The following is a 17,346-nucleotide window of genomic DNA, read 5'->3' as shown; positions in this document are numbered from 1 at the left end:
AGGTCCTTTTTCGGTTTAAGCCTTAATCCAGCGGCATCAGCCTGGCTTCAATCTCGGCGCGGCGGCCATCGAGTCTACACAATATCTTATTTTGACATATATACTAATAATTGCTATATTATAGATGGACGTCCAACCCTGAGTTCAAATAGAGGAGTACTCCTGTATTCAATCCAATTATAGAAATAGGAGAGAGATTATGAGAAAGATTCAAAAGAAACTGGTGGCGTTAGGTTTAACGCTTGTTCTGTCCTTATCCCTAATCGGAGCGGCCAGCGCTGAGCCGGCAGTCGCTTGCGAGAAGCCGGGCGATTTTACGCTGACTGCAACCCCGGGCAATCGCTCCATGGCGCTGTCGTGGACACCGTCTGCAGGCGCTGATGCTTATGATGTCTATTATTCCCCTAGAGCGCCGTTCGCTGCCCAAAATATTCAAGATACCAGCTTTACCGTCACCGAGCTGCGCAATGGCTATATCGGATATTCCTTTGGGATTATCGCCAAGAATGCATGCGGCACAACCTGGTCCAACTCCATTAATCAGGTAGCTACATCGGCTACTGGAGCGCCTGCCAAACCTAGTATAGAGCTAAATGACAATAAATTACACACAACCGGCGAATTTGTCATTAATTGGACAATTTGGAGCGGCAATAAAGCGACTTCCGGCCGTCTATTGGAGAACGGACAGGAGGTATCCCTGCATTACTACGAGGAGTTCGGCAATACGACTGGACAGTCGGCAAGCTGGACCTTCAGACGCCCATCTGGCACGTATACGTATCAAGTCGAGCTTATTAATCCGTTCGGCACCGTTCTGAGCGACACGCTTACCGTCGTCGTACCGTAAGCTTCGCAGTCAAAGGCCTCCACCCGCATTGCGGGTGGGGGTTTTTGCTGTTCCTGCACGGCGGTCAGACCATTTTGTCTATCCATTTTTTTAGTATACGGGAAGATTGTAATATTAGTATAATGATGTCGAATAGGATTATATTGGATAAACATTGGTTTGATTGATAACTTCTATAACACGTCGTCCCGGCAGTACGGACAAGATAGGGGGCTAGCGGATATGAAAAGATATAAGGAGCAGCATGTTTGGCTGGACTTGATCGGGTATGCTTTTCTGATTGGCGGCTCATTGATCCTCTCTACGCTGGGTGTGGCTATCGTTCAGAACCTCCTCCAGGAAGACTTTTCGTGGAGCGATCTCGATACGAATGCCGCCACAATCGCCGGCGTACTGCTCGCCCTGCTCCTTCTTGCTGTCGTGACCCGTCAGGAGAAGAAGAGGTCGTTATGGGAGTTTTGCGGCTTTCGCACAATCAGAATGCGGCGAATCGGCCTCTTTATCGGACTTGGCATGCTGCTCAGCATCGCCTTCGGCCTCATTCTTCAGCTCGATGTGTGGGGGCAGCTTGCCGTCAGCCATGAACAGAAAGCAGCAGATGAGATGGCCTCTGGTCCCATTCTTCTGGTATGGGTAACTGCCGGAATTCTGACTCCGTTCATCGAGGAAATCATGCTGCGGGGACTCGTCTTGCGGACGCTGCGTCACGTCTACTCCCTTACGACAGCTGTTATCGTACAGGCCATTCTTTCTGCTCTCCTCCATACCCATCCCCTTCAAGTGAGCTATACGTTTCTATTAGGCCTTCTGTTTGCATGGGCAGCGATTCGTATGAAGAGCCTTTGGGCCTCCGTTATTTTGCATATTTCCTTTCATTCCACTACGATTCTGATCATCCGTGCGATACGCGAATACGAGTCGGCAGGGCTATTCGTGGGCTCGCTCATAGTCGCGATTCTTTTGATTTGTATCGGTTTGTTGCCAAGAGGCAAGAGTCCACAGGGAAGAACGCCATATTTTTCTGGAAAATGAGCCTTTCCGCTTCTTTTGGGCCAATACAGCCTGAAAGGGGCGGTTGCCACTTGCGTATCAAACAGCTCATTGTCATCATTCTGATTATACTGGTGGTCCTTACAGCACTTCTCCCGCAGTTGACGCATGCCAATGCCATAGTCAATGAGTCACAGATGGACAAGGAAGTCAGGCAGGGTATGCATGACTATCATATCCCGGGTCTTGCAGTCGGCGTAGTGAAGGACGGCCGAATTGTGTTTTTGAAAGGGTATGGGAAAGCGGATGATACCGGCAGGGAGGTTACGCCGGAGACGCCGTTTATTCTGGGCTCCGTTAGCAAGCCCATTACGGCTACAGCCATAATGCAGCTCTCGGAGCAAGGCAAGCTAAGGCTTGACGAGCCGGTGCTGGCGTATTTGCCGTGGCTGCAGGTGGACGGACCAACGGGCGGACGAGAGGCGACGGTTCGGGATTTGCTCAGACAAACGAGTGGATGGTCTACCTATGATGGCAGGGCTATTATGGCTGCACAAGGACATACGGCCGAAGAAATCATGGAGCGGCAAGGCAAGCTGAAGCTGGAGCGGCAGCCGGGAGAACGCTTTGGCTATTCCAATGTGAATTACATGCTGCTTGGCGCCATTATCGAGCAAGTGTCTGGCGAGCCGTATGCGGCCTATATCGAGAATTATATCTTCCAGCCTCTGGATATGACGGATAGCTATGCCGATCCCTCTACAGCCCGTGAGAATGGACTCGCCAGCGGGTATCAGACCGTGTTCGGCAAGCTCATGGAGATCAAGCCGGACATATCCCCGGCACTTGTGCCAGCCGGCTATCTAGCTGCTTCTGCGAGGGATATGACGCATTTTCTGCTGTCCCAAATGAATGGTGGACAGTATAGGGATGCGACGGTATTGTCGGCAGCCAGCACTGGACTGATGCAGCGATATGAGGCGGGATTTCCCTATGGCTTGGGATGGTTTACAACCTCTGAATGGATCTCGCATGGCGGAGACGCTGAGAATTATCATGCGGATGTGATGATGCACACGGACGGCAGCTGGGGAATCGTCGTTCTGATGAATACGAATGATGTGCTGCTTACGAGCCTTTATGGCAATGGATATGGCGATCTGTCATTCCGGTTGCTGGAGGCGGCGGGCAACGGGTCCCTGTTTTCCTCCTTGCTGATTGAGCCGGTGAAGTTTGGGGCCATAGCCCCTTACTTGAACCTGGGTATTGCTGCGCTGGCTATATGGCTGATCTGGTCGTTGTACCGACTTGTTGGCGGTCCTAATTCTGCCAGACATGTTTCAAAATGGTTGATTGTGCGCGGAAGCCTGCTTACTGTTATCGATCTGATTGTGCCCTTGCTGTTTTTGCTTCAATTTCCGGTGGAAATGGGTGCGCCATGGAGGACAATATTGCGGTTTGTTCCGGGCTGGGGGCATGCCCTGTTTATTATTCCTATGCTGTTTATCTTCGTTTGGCTGCTGGAAGGGCTCCTCCTGTTTTATCGCTTACGGAGAACGGACAGGGGACACGAGGTTATAGAGGGGCTGCGATAAGCAGCTTTTTTTGTTTATGGGAGTAAGAAGCGTTATGATGAAAATGCAACTGCACAACTAGTCGGATATCCCCTATAATATAGTAGAAATACGCGGCAAATGCAGCATAATCGAAAACAATAAATTAAATATAGTAAAAAATATATGGGCAGGTGTAAGATATGATTGAAAAAGTAATTGAAATTGTACGTGAAGCAAGTGATTTATTCAAAGATAAAGCGTTTACCGTAATGAGCAAAGGCTCGGCATCGAATCAGGTGACTTCCGTCGATTTGTCCGTGCAGCAGTTTTTGAAGGAGCGTCTGGTACCGCTCGTGGCGGATTGCGGATTTATAGGCGAGGAGAGCGAGGACAGCGATTACGATCATGAATATCTGTGGATTGTGGACCCGATCGACGGTACGTCCAACTTCATACGGGATATCGGATTGAGCGTCATCTCGGTCGGACTTGTAAAGGATGGCGTTCCGGTGCTGGGCGTCGTCTATCATCCGTACCGAGATGAGATGTTCTATGCCGAGCAAGGGAAGGGCGCTTATGTCAACGGCAGACCGATGAAGGTATCCGACCATGATATGCCTCATTCGCTGTTCTGTACGGCTATGAGCCTGTACAATAAGGACCTGGCAGGGCCTTGCTTCCGGATTATCGAGAAGGTATACGAAGACTGCGACGATATTCGCCGACTGGGTTCTGCTGCGCTGGAGCTTGCTTATTTGGCGGCTGGACGGGTGGATTTGTATTTTGAAATGCGTGTCTTCCCATGGGATTTTGCGGCAGGCGAAGTGCTGATCAGGGAAGCGGGCGGTTATGTAGGAACGATCGAGTTCGATCGAACCGTATTCCATCGTCCGATACCGCTCATCTGTGCGAATACAAGAGAGAACTACGATTACTTGAAGCAGGTCGTTACGGAAGAGGTGCCGAAGATTCCGTACGACCAATAGGACATGACGAGGCGGGGGCTATCAGGTGGCTGGTCAAAAGAAGAAGAAATTTCAATACAAGGATTACGAGATAGACCCAAGGATCATGGATTCCAAAAAGGATTACCATCTGGAGCAAGCATACAGCCTATGCGTCAACGAGCTGGGCCTCCAGCAAACGAAAAGGGACCAGATTATTGCGTTTTACATTGCAATTATCAGCTTTGTCATTCCAGCCATCATTGAATTAAATCTGTCTAATATGATTAAAGGACTCAGCTTCCTCGCATTGTTTGTACTCGGCATCATGCTTGCTTGGGTTGTTGTGAGATACCGGGTGTACAAGGAAGTGTACTGGATTACGTCCCGCGTCCTTAAGCAGCTCTATAACTTCGAGAAAGAAGCGATTAACAAAGAGCTTGTCCAGCATATGTTCTACCGGAATTTGAAGAAGAGCACGGAAGGGGTATTTGTGTATCGGAAGGATGATAAGACCAAAGTAAACGGATGGAAATCCTACCGGAAAAACCTGTATAGCTCCGAGAGCATCCTGTTTCATATCCTGGTTTTGATAAGTTCAGTCGTGCTGTGGATTGGCGTGTATATGCTCTTGTCTGACTTTTCCATTGTTCGCGAGATTGTGGCATCGGTCCTTACGCTTGCGAATCTCCTGTATTTCACCAGACATTACTACAAGCAGCTCACCAAGATATACGATGTTGTATTCAATGACGATGATGCTTCCTTCAATGCGGTGTTCAGCAAAGCATGGTTTCTGCACTTCCATCTGGATTTCAATGAAAATAAGAAAGACTCGGACGGCTTGTCTCCATAAGCTGGTCCGAGTTTTTTTTAGATTAGGTCGAGGCATCTGCTTTCCGAACAGCTTCCTCCACAATGAGATGCGCTAGATTGTGGTCCTCCATCACGCGAGAGGCCAGCTCAGGCTCAACCCATATTCTCGCCGTGCATTCATGCTCCCCAAGATAGGGGAGGCATACGGCGACACGGACGCGATAGAAGAGCTGGTAGCCGATTAACGGATATTTGCCGCTCGGATCAAACCGCGGATTGTCCTCATGGCTGACTTGAATGGCGCCAATCAAGTGAGGGTCCTCGCATCTGACATACCCTTCCTCCATACACTCCCGGAGCAAGGTTTCTTCCGCCGTTTCTCCGTCCTCTACATGCCCGCCCGGCAAGTTGAATCCGCGGCCTGTTACATGCACCAGCATCATTTTCCCTTGGTCCATGCATACGCCGTGGATGCTTGTAACAAGAGCTGCATCAGGATGATCAGCCCCTGGCAGCCAGGTTAATTTGACGTGATGTCCGCCCCAGTCGGCGTAGATTGTAGTGGTCATGTTCAACCTCCAAATGAATGAGTGCTTCTCTTTATTCTAGTATAATTTTCATTCGATAGCGATGAGCGTAGAGGGGCTGGAGAGCAGCGGCCTGATCGGTTTATGTTTGTACGAAGGTATGATACATTAGGCAGTACCTGCACGTTGAAATTGGAAGAAGGAGATTGCCTTTCATGCAGCCATTCACGAGACGAGTTATTCACATTATACAGAACATACCGGAGGGGTATGTGATGACCTACGGTCAAATTGCCGAAGCCGCCGGAAGTCCGAGAGGAGCCAGACAGGTCGTTCGTATCCTTCATGCGATGAGCGCTGCTCACAAGCTGCCTTGGCACAGAGTCGTGAACGCCAAAGGGATGATCGCCCTTATGGATGAGGAGTCGCGATTCAAGCAGATTCTTTATTTAAGCAGTGAAGGCGTGCTGGCGAATGAAGAGGGCCGTGTAGATCTGGAGAGGCACCGTTACCAGCCGGGAGAGGGATTGGTCTGGCCGGATGAAGTGCAGTAAAGGGAAGCAGGAAGTCGGGCGCCGACATCCTGCTTTTTTGTATGGATGAAGATAGTTCTTATCGTTATTGCAGCTAACCTCTTAAGGCTTTCAGGTATGTGCCTAGCCTTGATCTAGCCCTCTGAAGAAGGCGCGGATATCCCCAATCATAAGGTCCGGCGCATCCATCGCAGCGAAGTGCGTGCCTCTGTCATATTCACTCCAGTGGACGATGCGGTTGCCTTGCTCGGCATAGCGGCGAATCGCTACGTCTGACAGTTGGAACACCGCCACGCCAACAGGTGTGCTCGAAGGAGCCTTTGGAGCCCACGCGGCAGGGTCATGCGCGCCTTCATAATACATGCGGGCAGAGGAATTAGCCGTTCCGGTCAGCCAATATAGCATCAGATTCGTCAGGAAGCGATCCCGATCTACGGTGTCTATGGTATCGCCGAATCCGTTGAACAATTCGCAGGTCCATGCGAGCAAGCCCGCTGGGGAGTCGTGCAGTCCATAAGCAAGCGTCTGCGGTCTGGAGGATTGAATCGCATTGAATCCGAATCGCTCCGTCATGAATTGTCCGAGTCTGGCAAGACGGATTTTCTCTTGCTCGGTGAGCGATTGCATCACCTCTTCTTCCACTTGGCCGAATGGAATGAAACCCATCGTAGCCGCATTAACGTGTACGCCTATGACCTCTGAAGAGGCAATTCGGCCAAGCTCGGGCGCGATCATCGCCCCCATGTCCCCGCCTTGTACGCCATAAAGCTCGTAGCCGAGACGACTCATTAATTGTGCAAAGGCTTTGGCTGCGCGACCAGAGGTCCAGCCGGCTTCCGTCGTAGGTCCGGAAAGCCCGAAGCCCGGGATCGAAGGAATAACCAGGTGAAATGCGTCAGCAGCGTCGCCGCCATAGGAGGTCGGGTCTGTGAGCGGGCCGATCAAATCCAGAAATTCGACAGGCGAACCCGGCCAGCCATGAATCAGCAGAAGGGGAGTAGCGCTTGGCTCAGGTGAAGTAATGTGGAAAAAGTGAATGTTGGCTCCATCGATCGTCGTCGTGAATTGAGGGATTTCATTTAATAGGTCTTCCTGCTTTCCCCAGTCGAAAGTTGTACGCCAGTATTCGGTCATTTCCTTGACAAAGCTTAAGGATGCGCCGTAATTCCAGCCTGAGCCTGCAATTTCATCGGGCCAGCGAGTAAGCTGCAGGCGGAGATTCAGGTCGTCCAGTTCGGCTTGGGAAGTATGGATGCGGAAGGGACGGATGGCTTCTTTGTTAACCGTAATCGATTGGTTTGGGTTCATTGGGAATTCCTCCTCGGATTGGGTTTGCTTTATGTACTAAGTGTAAGCCACACTCCCTGACAACTGTCTGTCAGGGAGAAAGGACGAATGAAAAGAATATCGATTATTTTTTCGTACAAGTGTAAAGTTATGGATAAAGGAGGGGTCGGCTTGAAGATAGAGCGATTGCTTGGCATCACCATGATATTGCTAAGCCAGCGCCGGGTGAACGCCCAGACGCTTGCGGATAAGTTCGAAGTATCGCTTCGAACCATCTATAGAGATCTGGAGACGATCAATACGGCAGGCATTCCGATTGTTTCCTATACCGGCATAGACGGCGGCTATGAGATTATGGAGCAATTCCGAATCGAGCGGCAGATCGTGACCTTCGACGATTTACAGTCTATTCTTGTAGCGCTCCGAGGCGTGCAGGCCTCGCTTGACGATCAGGATATGGAGCAGTTATTAACGAAGATTAAGGCGCTTGTAGCTCGATCCGAACAGAAGCAGATGGAAGAAGCGGGAGATACGCTATTATTCGATACGAACCTCTGGCATGGCGGCGGCTTGAAGGACCGGAGCATGCTGGCTAAGTTACGACAAGCCTCCAAGAATCGGCAGGTTCTTTCATTTTTATATACAAATACAGAGGGTGTAGGCGAGCTGCGAGAGGTGGAGCCGATCGGGCTGGCATGGAAAGGCTATACATGGTATTTGTATGCCTATTGCAGGCTGCGCAGCGATTACCGGACCTTTCGGCTCTCCAGAATAAGCGAGCATAACATTCATATGGAGCATTTTGCAGACCGGGGTGTTCGTATGGCGGAGCTGGATTCGCGATGGGGGAATCGCGAAACAGGTCCCGCTGTTCCGCTTCTGCTGCATTTTCGCCCGCGGCTGCGGGTACGGGCAGAGGAAGCTTTTGGGATCGACAAGGTAGAGATGCAGGAGGACGGGTCATTGCTGGTCAGGGCCAGCTACCCGGACAATCATTGGATGTATGGCATGATTCTCAGCTATGGGCCAGATGTAAGGGTGCTTGCGCCTGCATATGTAGCGGATAGGATTAACAGCATGGCGAGTCAGATTGCCCAGCGTTATACGGAATGATGGTGTTTTCTGTAGGTTGGGCATGGAAGGGACAAAGAAAGGGCGCCTTGTATGGCACCCTTTAGCTCCGTTACTGTAATACAAACGTCCCCGTCACTGGATTATGGTCACTGTGCCCGAAGGCCAGGGACGTGCCTGCAACCTGCACAATCTCGACGTTAGACGAGACGAAGAAGCCGTCGATGACCGCCAGGAAATTCACGCCTTCCTCATAGGCGGCGTCAAGCGTGCGGACGGTAGGCACCGATGGATCGACTGCCCACTGGTAGCCGTCAGGCCCGAATGTCTCCGGGAACGGCTGCAGCCACTCCGGCCACTCTTGCTGCGCGGGGAAAGCTTCCGGGTCGGTAGTCGGCAGGGAATGGTTCCAGTCGCCGCCAACAATGATGTAGTTCCCCTTATTATCCTCTTGCTCCAGATAACCTCCTAAGAAGTCGAGCTGCTGCTTGCGAATTCGGCCTCCTTTATCGAAGGCGGATAAGTGCAGGTTTACAAGGACAAGCTCTTTGCCGTTATCAACAGGCAGCCTGCTCTCGATGAAGCCGCGATCCAGCTCGAAGAGCTGTACAGGCCAGCTCTCCTTGCCCGGGAGATCGAAGCGGGTATGGGAGCTGGCTGCGAAGGCAGACAGTGTGAGCAGTCCGCTATTCACCGCACCCATCGGCTGCGTCAAGGGAACGGGCACCCACGGCACCTTATAGTTATAGGCAAAGGTCTGATCATAGTCTTGCAGGCTATTGCCCATGCGCTGAGCCTCGTCGATTTTGTAGCTGCGCGAGGACTTCCGGTCAACCTCCTGCAGCAGAATAAGCTCAGAGTTGGACTCACTTAGAAAGCCGATTGCCGATTCCAAATTGGCCTCTGTCTGCTCCTTGCTGGCTGCTCTCGATCCTGTTCCGCCGTCCATGAAGAAGTCTTGCCCCCGGTCCAGGCCGGCATAGCCGATATTGAAGGTCGTAATCTTGAACGGCTCTCCGTGCTTGATGATATTGCTTTGCTGGTTCTCATTCGAGAGCTTGACCTGGGCAGGCGGCTTATAGTCAGCTAGAGTGGCATAGATGAGGAACGCGGCTAGCAGAGTGACAGGAATGAGTACAATCCAGAGCAGCCACTTGATGGTTTTTTTGAACATGGGATGAATGGCCTCCTAAGCAAGCATGTAGTGGGACGAATGGTGAGGTCCCCTTTGCGCTTTCTAAAATGTACTATATTTCCATTCATTCTAGAAGAGTCCACTCCTTTAAGCGTCTTTTTACATCGTTGCGCAAACGTTACCATTGCGGCAAGAAGTTGTGTGTTTTTGCTTCCTGAGCCCAAACAGGATGATAAAAGGATTGACAGCGCTTTATTTCAGAGCTTAAAATGACGTTAAGCAAACGCTTTCAAGTTGATTTTTGCCATTTTGAGCAGGCCGGATTTCGATACTTGGGTTCGTTTGTTTTTATTTTGCGTAAAATGCAAACGTTTGCGCAAGGAAAGGGGACTAATGCATGGCTATGAGAAGCAAGTTCAGAAGGCTGATGGCGATGGTTTTGATCGCTGCGCTGACCTGGACAACGATGGGCATACCGCCCATACAGGCAAGCGATGAGCTGCCCGGCAAGGTGACATTGGCGGGTACGCTGCAGACAGCGCTTGGCGCTGCCGGTGACTGGGACCCATCATCGGATGAAACGGCAATGACTTATGCGGGGGGAGGCGAATATCGGCTTACCGGAACGCTGCCTGCTGGAGATTATTCGTACAAGGTAGCGTTGAACGGCACATGGGACGAAAGCTATGGCTTCGGCAGCTATACGAATCCGGCTGGAGTAGAGGATGGCGGCAATATTGTGCTTCATCTCGATGAAGAGACGGAAGTTACGTTCTACTACAATCATACCACCCGGAAAATTGCGGATTCGACCTATTACTCGCCGCTGCCGCAAGTGCAGGCGCCGAGAATGGTGGGCGACCTGCAGACGGCGCTCGGCGATGCGGTCAATTGGAGCCCGGCTGATGCATCGCTTTTGCTGACGGATGAAGATTACAACGGTGTGTATGAAGCGGTTGCGACACTTCCTGGCGGCAACTACGAGTACAAGGTTATACTCGGCGATAGCTGGGATACATCAGCAGCTTACCCTGGCATGAACGCGGTGCTTGCGTTGCCGGAAGAACTGCCGGTTACGTTCACGTACGACGGGGCGACGCATGAAGTGAATGCTCTTTATCACGTACCGGTTGATCCCGATGCGGACCCGGTACCGGATGGGCATCTGCGGATTCACTATCAGCGCGGGGATCAAAGCTACGACGGCTTCGGCCTATGGCTATGGGATCATGTAGCGTCACCATCGGCGGACTGGCCGTCCGGCGCGACAGCTTTCCCTGCGGATAAGCGGGACAGCTATGGCGCTTATGTCGATGTGCCGCTTGCAGACGATTCAACTAAGGTTGGTTTCCTCATCGTACATCGCACGACGGGAGAGAAGGATGGCGGCGATAAGTCGGTTGTGCTGTCATCGGTTGCGAACAACCAGATCTGGATTAAGCAAGGCGACGATAAGGTCTATTCCTCGCCGACCGGCGAGGTGGTTAAAGCGATTGTATCGGCCGAGATCGTATCGGATAACGAATTGCTGTTAGGCTTTACGACGACAGAAGGCATGCAAGCAGAGGGCTTGCTCCAATCGGTCACGATAGAAGATAAGAACGGAGATCCGTTAACAGCCTCAATGGCTGCGGTTACCAGTCAGACAACGGTACAGCTTGCGCTGTCCGGGAATGTTGACCTGGAGCTGGCGCCGTTGTCTGTAACCTACGAGGGAAGAACGGTTGCGGCAAATGTGGGTTGGAGACTGATTGACCATAAGTATGCCTACAACGGTAACGATCTTGGCGCAACGTATCATGGCGGCAGCGTGACGCTGAAGCTGTGGGCGCCTAAGGCAAGCGAGGTGGCCGTGTATTTCTACGACAAAAACGATGCAGCAAAGCTTATGGGCACGGCAGAACTGACATTAGGCGATTATGGCGTATGGTCTGCGACAGTGGCGCCAAGCGATTTGTCCGGCGGCTCGGTCACCGACCTGCGCGGCTATTATTATCAATACGAAGTGACGAATGACGGCGTGACGAAGCAAGTGCTTGATCCGTACGCCAAATCAATGGCCGAGTTCCGCGTCAATACGAAAGGCGAGGCAGGCCCGGACGGCGATACCGTGGGCAAGGCGGCGATTATTGATCTGAGCGGCACGAGCCCGTCCGGCTTCGGCTATGCATCCATCGACGGCTACGGGCAACGCGAGGATGCGGTTATATGGGAGGCGCATATTCGCGACTTCACCTCCGATCCGTCCATCGAAGGCGATCTGCATTCACGCTGGGGCACGTACAAGGCGTTTATCGACAAGCTGCCGTATATCCAGTCGTTAGGGGTAACGCATATTCAGCTGCTGCCGGTTATGGCATGGTACTACGGTGATGAAGCGGCTATGGATACCCGCGAGCTTGATTATTCCGCCAGGGACAATGAATACAACTGGGGTTACGACCCGCACAGCTACTTCTCGCCGGACGGCGCGTATTCCGAGAATGCGAAGGACCCTGAGCTTCGCGTCAAGGAACTGAAAGAGCTGATCCATGCGATTCATGAGGCGGGTATGGGCGTTGTGCTGGACGTAGTCTACACGCATATGGCAAAGTCCGATTTCTTGCATGACATCGTACCGAACTATTATGCTTTCCAGCGGCCTGACGGCACGTTCATCGGAGGCTTCGGCAACAACCTGGCAACCAACCACACGATGGCCGAGAAGCTGATGGTGGATTCCGTGAAATATTGGTTCGATGAATACAAAATCGACGGCATGCGCTGGGACATGATGGGCGATGCGACGTATCCAGCCGTTCAGAAGGCGTACGATGCGGCGGCTGAGCTGAATCCGAACGCGCTTTTTATCGGAGAGGGCTGGCGCACATTCGCAGGGCATGAAGCTGATCCATCGCTTGCCGGCATGGGTGCCGATCAGGATTGGATGGATAAGACGGATGATGTCGGCGTATTCTCCGACGAGATCCGCAATGAGCTGAAGTCCGGCTATGGTTCCGAGGGCGAACCGCGGTTCATTACAGGCGGGGCCAGAAGCATCCAGACCATCCTGAACAATATTAAAGGCCAGCCAAGCAATACGGCTGTCGATGATCCGGGCGATATTGTGCCGTACATTGAGGCGCATGATAATCTGCCGTTGTACGACGTCATTGCACAATCGATCAAGAAAGATCCTGCCATTAAGGAAAACGATCTGGAGATTCACCAGCGCATTCGTCTGGGGAATCTGCTCGTCTTGACGTCGCAGGGAACGGCATTCCTTCACGCTGGTCAGGAGTATGGTCGTACGAAGCAGTGGCTGGCGCCGGGGACGCCGGAGCACAAGTACCACGCGCTGGAGGATCAGAACGGCGAGGTGTTCGGCTATTTCGTTCATGACTCCTATGATTCGTCGGATGCGATCAACATGTTCGACTGGACGAAGGCAACCGATGAGACGGCTTATCCGGTCAATCATGTGACAAGCGAATATACGAAAGGCCTGATTGAGCTTCGCAGACAGACGGACGCGTTCCGATTGGGCGATCAGGACTTGGTGAACTCCAACGTCACATTGATCGACGCTCCGGAGATCGGGGACACCGATCTTCTAATTGGCTACAAGAATATCGCAATGGATGGAACGGGCCATTACTATGTTTTCGTCAATGCAGACGACGAGAGCAGAACGCTGACGCTTCCGACTGACTTGACGGGCGGCACGGTCATTGTTGATAACGATGAAGCCGGTACCACAGCCGTATCTGATCCGTCGGGCTTTGCGCTAACGAAGCAGACGCTGACGATCGATCCGCTAAGCGCGGTCGTTATCCGCATGAATGCGGCGGCACAGGCGCTTGTAGCGATTCAACTGGACAGCAGCAAGCAGACGCTAAGGGCCGATGCCAGCCATACGATTTCGGTGTACGCTCAGTACGAGGGCGGAAGCCGTGAGAAGGTGAAGAGCGGAGCAAGCTTCGTCTCCGATAAGCCATCTGTAGCGACCGTTACTGCGGCAGGCATCATCAAGGCAGTCAGCCCGGGGCGCGCGACGATTACGGTGGAATACAAGGGCTTCCAGGCTGCGGTGCAGATCGAAGTCACTGAGCCGGATACGGTTCGAACGCTTCAATTCAACTATATCCGTCCTGATGGAGATTATAAGGACTGGAACATCTGGGTTTGGAACACTGGTGTGCAAGATGACGAAATACTGTTCGATCAAGTAGAGAATGGGATCGCCACTGCCACCATTGAAGTGCATGATGATGCCATTGGCGTCGGTTTTGTCCTTCGCAAAGGCACAGACTGGAATACGGCGAAGCAAGACATATCCTATGACCGCGTTATTCCGCTGACGGAAGGCGACCGCTACATGAAAGTAAACGTGCACAGCATGGTCGGCGAGCTGGACGTATTCCCGTCCATCTATGGTCCTTACCTGCATGACGGGAATATGACGTTCCGTTATCGCGATGCCAGCCTTTTCAGCAAAGGGCTAATGGATACTATCGAAGGCGTTCAGGTGAAGATCGGCGGCAGGTCGTACGATATGGCTTACGACGAATCCAAGGAATGGTTTACTTATACGCTTCAGAAAGTATCTCCAGGCAGCTATGAATACAGCTATCTGGTTACAAAGGATGGCGCGACTGTAGAAGTAGGCGACCCGACGAATACGCAGGACGGCAAGTCGGAAGTCGTGTATAGGAAGCCGGCTGTCACCCTATCGGGCAGCATTCAGCCAGGTTCCATACATTACAACGAGAATGCTGTGCTTCGCATCAGCGCATCTAGTACGGAGCCGCTGGCATTCCGCGAGGGCTATATGGATTTGACCGCGCTGGGCGGGGCAGCCAAGGCGCCGTTCAATGTAGAGGCCATGGCACATACCATTGCCGTCAACCAATCGGTAACCGCGGGCGTGAAGACAATCCCTGTGACGCTGGTCGACCAGTACGGCAATGCGTATACACAGCGCATACAAGTGACCGTCAAGCCGAGAACGTTCGCAGGAGACCTTGATTTCGATTGGGAGGAGTCGCGCATCTACTTCCTGCTGACCGACCGATTCCATGACGGAGACGCGACGAACAACATCAACGCAGACAAGTCGCATCTGGAGGCCTACCATGGCGGCGACTTCAGAGGCTTGATCGACAAGCTCGACTACCTGGATGGGCTGGGTATCAATACGCTCTGGATTACGCCAATCGTGGACAATATCGATTTCAACCAGGGGGCTGGCTTCGGCGGCAAGCAATATGGCTATCACGGCTATTGGGCAAAAGACTTCACGAAGCTCGACGAGCATCTGGGCGATATCGAGACCTTCAAGGAGCTGATTGAGAAGGCGCATGACCGCGGCATCAAAATCATGGTCGACGTCGTCCTGAATCATACGGGCTATGGCCTGAAGCTTGAAGATAATCAAGCAGGCGTAACGGAGGAGGACAAAGCGCGCTTTCAGGATATGCTGCGCACGAACGGCTTGTCGGCGGGCATTAATCCGATCAAAGGCGAGCTCGACGGTCTGCCGGACTTCATGACGGAGAATGCCGACGTACGCGAGCAGATTATCGAATGGCAGACGGGCTGGCTGGAGCGAGCCAGAACGGATCGCGGCGACACTATCGATTACTTCCGTGTCGATACGGTGAAGCATGTGGAGACGACGACTTGGGTCGCATTCAAAAACGCGCTGACCGCTATCGATCCAAGCTTCAAGCTGCTTGGCGAATACTTTGGCGGCACGGTAGAGGGTGACGGCGGCATGCTGGAGAGCGGCCAGATGGATGCGCTACTCGACTTCGGCTTCAAGGTGCAAGCGAAAAACTTCGCGAATGGCAGCATCGACGCGGTGGACGCTTATCTGCAAGACCGTGAATCGAAGCTGTCGAATACGAGGATGATGGCGCAATTTCTGAGCAGCCACGATGAGGACGGCTTCCTGTCCCATTACGTGGAGGGCGACAAGAGCAAGCTGATGATTGCAGCCGCGCTGCAAATTACGGCGAAGGGCATGCCGGTCATCTACTATGGTGAGGAGCTCGGTCGTTCTGGCGCGAACGCACGAGATATGAGCCAAGGCCAATTCAGCGAGAACCGTGGGGATATGCCATGGGATCGTCTGGACGAAGAGCATAAGCTGCATGAGCATTATACAAAGCTGCTCAACATTCGGGCGAAGTATTCGAAGCTCTACGCCAAGGGCGACCGCACGAAGCTGGCAGGCTCGGATGAGCTGGGTTATCTGGCATTCAACAAGAAATACGGCCATGACAATATTGTAACGGCCATTAATACGGCTGAAGAAGCGGTAGCCGTAACGCTGCCTGTTCCATTCGTGCCGGGTACAAAGGCAGTGGATGAATATAGCGGCGAGACGTATATAGTCTCGGCAAACCGCACCGTTGCTATTGGGCTTCCGGGAAGAGCGGACGGAGGTACTGCGATTCTAAGCGGCATCTCGCCGAAGCCTCCGCAGCAAGGCGGCGGCGATCCGGTTGTGGAGATCCCGCAAGGGCCGGGAGCGGACGTGATCCCGGATAGCGCCCTTACGACTGGAGCAGACGGCAAAACAACTGTAAAACTATCCAACGGCAACACCTCCGCTATCCTACCCTTGCAGGCTGCCAAGCTGCTGGGAGACCGCGATCTGGAACTGGCAGCCGACGGACTGACTGTCCTGCTGCCGAATGAAGTGCTGGCCGCAGCGACAGCGCTTCTGCCTGCGGGCGGTTCGGCTGAGCATACAGTTATCCGGTTTCAGGCGAAGCCGCTGACGGACCAAGAGCTTGATGCGCTGCTGAGCAAACAGGACCGGGAAGGCTGGTCGTTCAAGCAAGGCTCGACCGCTTATGCGTTCCGCATCTCTCTGCTGCAAGGCAACAACGAGGTTGGCGTGCTATCACAGTTCGAGGAGCCTGTGACGGTCACCTTTGCCGTAGAAGCAGGCATCAATGGCGAGCTAAGCGGAGTCTACTTGATCAGCGAGGATGGCATGGCAACTTATGTCGGCGGAAGTCTTCAAGCCGGAGTCATGACGGCGAAGCTGAATCACTTCAGCATGTACGGCGTGCTGGAGGCCGACCGCAGCTTCACCGATGTGCCAAGCAGCCACTGGGGTGCGCAGGCCATTAAGTCTCTGGCTGTGAAGGGCATAATTGAAGGCATGAACAGCAAGCAGTTCGCGCCGGAAGTCCAAGTGACGCGCGCGCAATTCGCGACGATGCTCGTACGGGCGCTGGATGCGGAAGCGGGCAAGAAGCCTGCGACAGGCGTCTTCGCCGATGTGCCTCGCGATGCCTGGTACGCGCCATATGCGGAAGCTGCCTTCCGTCTTGGCATTGTAACGGGCCGCGCTGAGGAGCGGTTTGCGCCGAATGACGCAATCACTCGTGAAGAGATGGCGGTCATGCTGCTCCGTGCTTATCGCGCAATGGAAGCCAAGGTGGCATCCAAGGACGTGCCATCCTTCGCCGATCAGAGCCAGGTAAGCGATTGGGCACGGGAGGATGTCATTGCAGCTGCCGAGCTTGGTCTCGTGCAAGGACGCACAGGCGGACGCTTCGCCCCGCAGGAGAATCTGACGCGCGCAGAGAGCGCGCAAGCGATCTACAACATGCTGAACATTCGCAATTAAACGGATGCTG

The 17,346-nt window shown here is 52.9% G+C and carries 11 protein-coding genes; 8 read left to right on the top strand and 3 right to left on the bottom strand.

Going from position 1 to position 17,346, the window contains the following annotated elements; all coding sequences use genetic code 11:
• Positions 1 to 199 precede the first annotated feature (199 nt).
• From D3P07_RS19385 to D3P07_RS19365, 5 genes are all read left to right on the top strand, one after another.
• Entirely contained in the window at positions 200 to 850 is a 651-nt protein-coding gene (locus D3P07_RS19385) for a fibronectin type III domain-containing protein (protein ID WP_119801900.1), read from the top strand.
• A gap of 222 nt (positions 851 to 1,072) precedes the next feature.
• Positions 1,073 to 1,882, top strand: a complete 810-nt coding sequence (locus tag D3P07_RS19380; RefSeq protein ID WP_119801899.1) for a CPBP family intramembrane glutamic endopeptidase — start codon at positions 1,073 to 1,075, stop codon at positions 1,880 to 1,882.
• A gap of 50 nt (positions 1,883 to 1,932) precedes the next feature.
• Positions 1,933 to 3,435, top strand: coding sequence for a serine hydrolase domain-containing protein (locus D3P07_RS19375; protein ID WP_182914410.1), 1,503 nt, complete (start codon positions 1,933 to 1,935; stop codon positions 3,433 to 3,435).
• Between the two features lie 161 nt (positions 3,436 to 3,596).
• On the top strand, positions 3,597 to 4,382 hold the full coding sequence (locus D3P07_RS19370) for an inositol monophosphatase family protein (protein WP_119801897.1): 786 nt from the start codon (positions 3,597 to 3,599) through the stop codon (positions 4,380 to 4,382).
• A gap of 25 nt (positions 4,383 to 4,407) precedes the next feature.
• Positions 4,408 to 5,196, top strand: a complete 789-nt coding sequence (locus D3P07_RS19365; RefSeq protein WP_119801896.1) for a hypothetical protein — start codon at positions 4,408 to 4,410, stop codon at positions 5,194 to 5,196.
• 22 nt (positions 5,197 to 5,218) lie between these two features.
• Here D3P07_RS19365 and D3P07_RS19360 read toward each other — a convergent pair whose 3' ends face one another.
• Complete coding sequence (locus tag D3P07_RS19360) at positions 5,219 to 5,725, bottom strand: NUDIX domain-containing protein (protein WP_119801895.1); 507 nt, start codon at positions 5,723 to 5,725, stop codon at positions 5,219 to 5,221.
• 173 nt (positions 5,726 to 5,898) lie between these two features.
• On the opposite strand from D3P07_RS19360, the gene D3P07_RS19355 reads away from it, so the two are divergent.
• A complete protein-coding gene (locus tag D3P07_RS19355) occupies positions 5,899 to 6,237 on the top strand; it encodes an MGMT family protein (protein ID WP_119801894.1) in 339 nt (112 codons plus the stop codon).
• A gap of 102 nt (positions 6,238 to 6,339) precedes the next feature.
• Here the strand turns inward: D3P07_RS19355 and D3P07_RS19350 are convergent, their stop codons facing one another.
• Complete coding sequence (locus D3P07_RS19350; RefSeq protein WP_119801893.1) at positions 6,340 to 7,524, bottom strand: epoxide hydrolase family protein; 1,185 nt, start codon at positions 7,522 to 7,524, stop codon at positions 6,340 to 6,342.
• 87 nt (positions 7,525 to 7,611) lie between these two features.
• On the opposite strand from D3P07_RS19350, the gene D3P07_RS19345 reads away from it, so the two are divergent.
• On the top strand, positions 7,612 to 8,616 hold the full coding sequence (locus D3P07_RS19345; protein ID WP_119801892.1) for a helix-turn-helix transcriptional regulator: 1,005 nt from the start codon (positions 7,612 to 7,614) through the stop codon (positions 8,614 to 8,616).
• Between the two features lie 70 nt (positions 8,617 to 8,686).
• On the opposite strand, the gene D3P07_RS19340 is transcribed toward D3P07_RS19345, so the two are convergent.
• Positions 8,687 to 9,748 carry an endonuclease/exonuclease/phosphatase family protein gene (locus D3P07_RS19340; protein WP_119801891.1) on the bottom strand — a complete coding sequence of 354 codons (1,062 nt, stop codon included), beginning with the start codon at positions 9,746 to 9,748 and terminating at the stop codon, positions 8,687 to 8,689.
• Positions 9,749 to 10,106: 358 nt separating this feature from the next.
• Here D3P07_RS19340 and D3P07_RS19335 point away from each other — a divergent pair, with 358 nt between their 5' ends.
• On the top strand, positions 10,107 to 17,336 hold the full coding sequence (locus tag D3P07_RS19335; protein WP_119801890.1) for a pullulanase: 7,230 nt from the start codon (positions 10,107 to 10,109) through the stop codon (positions 17,334 to 17,336).
• Positions 17,337 to 17,346 lie beyond the last annotated feature (10 nt).

This window comes from Paenibacillus sp. 1011MAR3C5 (assembly GCF_003591485.1).
Classification (GTDB): domain Bacteria; phylum Bacillota; class Bacilli; order Paenibacillales; family Paenibacillaceae; genus Pristimantibacillus.
This window is presented reverse-complemented; position numbering and strand designations above follow the sequence as displayed.

Coding starts and splice junctions, on each gene's coding strand:
- D3P07_RS19385 (WP_119801900.1), top strand. CDS start 200: ATGAGAAAGATTCAAAAGAAACTGGTGGCGTTAGGTTTAACGCTTGTT.
- D3P07_RS19380 (WP_119801899.1), top strand. CDS start 1,073: ATGAAAAGATATAAGGAGCAGCATGTTTGGCTGGACTTGATCGGGTAT.
- D3P07_RS19370 (WP_119801897.1), top strand. CDS start 3,597: ATGATTGAAAAAGTAATTGAAATTGTACGTGAAGCAAGTGATTTATTC.
- D3P07_RS19360 (WP_119801895.1), bottom strand. CDS start 5,725: ATGACCACTACAATCTACGCCGACTGGGGCGGACATCACGTCAAATTA.
- D3P07_RS19355 (WP_119801894.1), top strand. CDS start 5,899: ATGCAGCCATTCACGAGACGAGTTATTCACATTATACAGAACATACCG.
- D3P07_RS19350 (WP_119801893.1), bottom strand. CDS start 7,524: ATGAACCCAAACCAATCGATTACGGTTAACAAAGAAGCCATCCGTCCC.
- D3P07_RS19345 (WP_119801892.1), top strand. CDS start 7,612: ATGAAAAGAATATCGATTATTTTTTCGTACAAGTGTAAAGTTATGGAT.
- D3P07_RS19340 (WP_119801891.1), bottom strand. CDS start 9,748: ATGTTCAAAAAAACCATCAAGTGGCTGCTCTGGATTGTACTCATTCCT.
- D3P07_RS19335 (WP_119801890.1), top strand. CDS start 10,107: ATGGCTATGAGAAGCAAGTTCAGAAGGCTGATGGCGATGGTTTTGATC.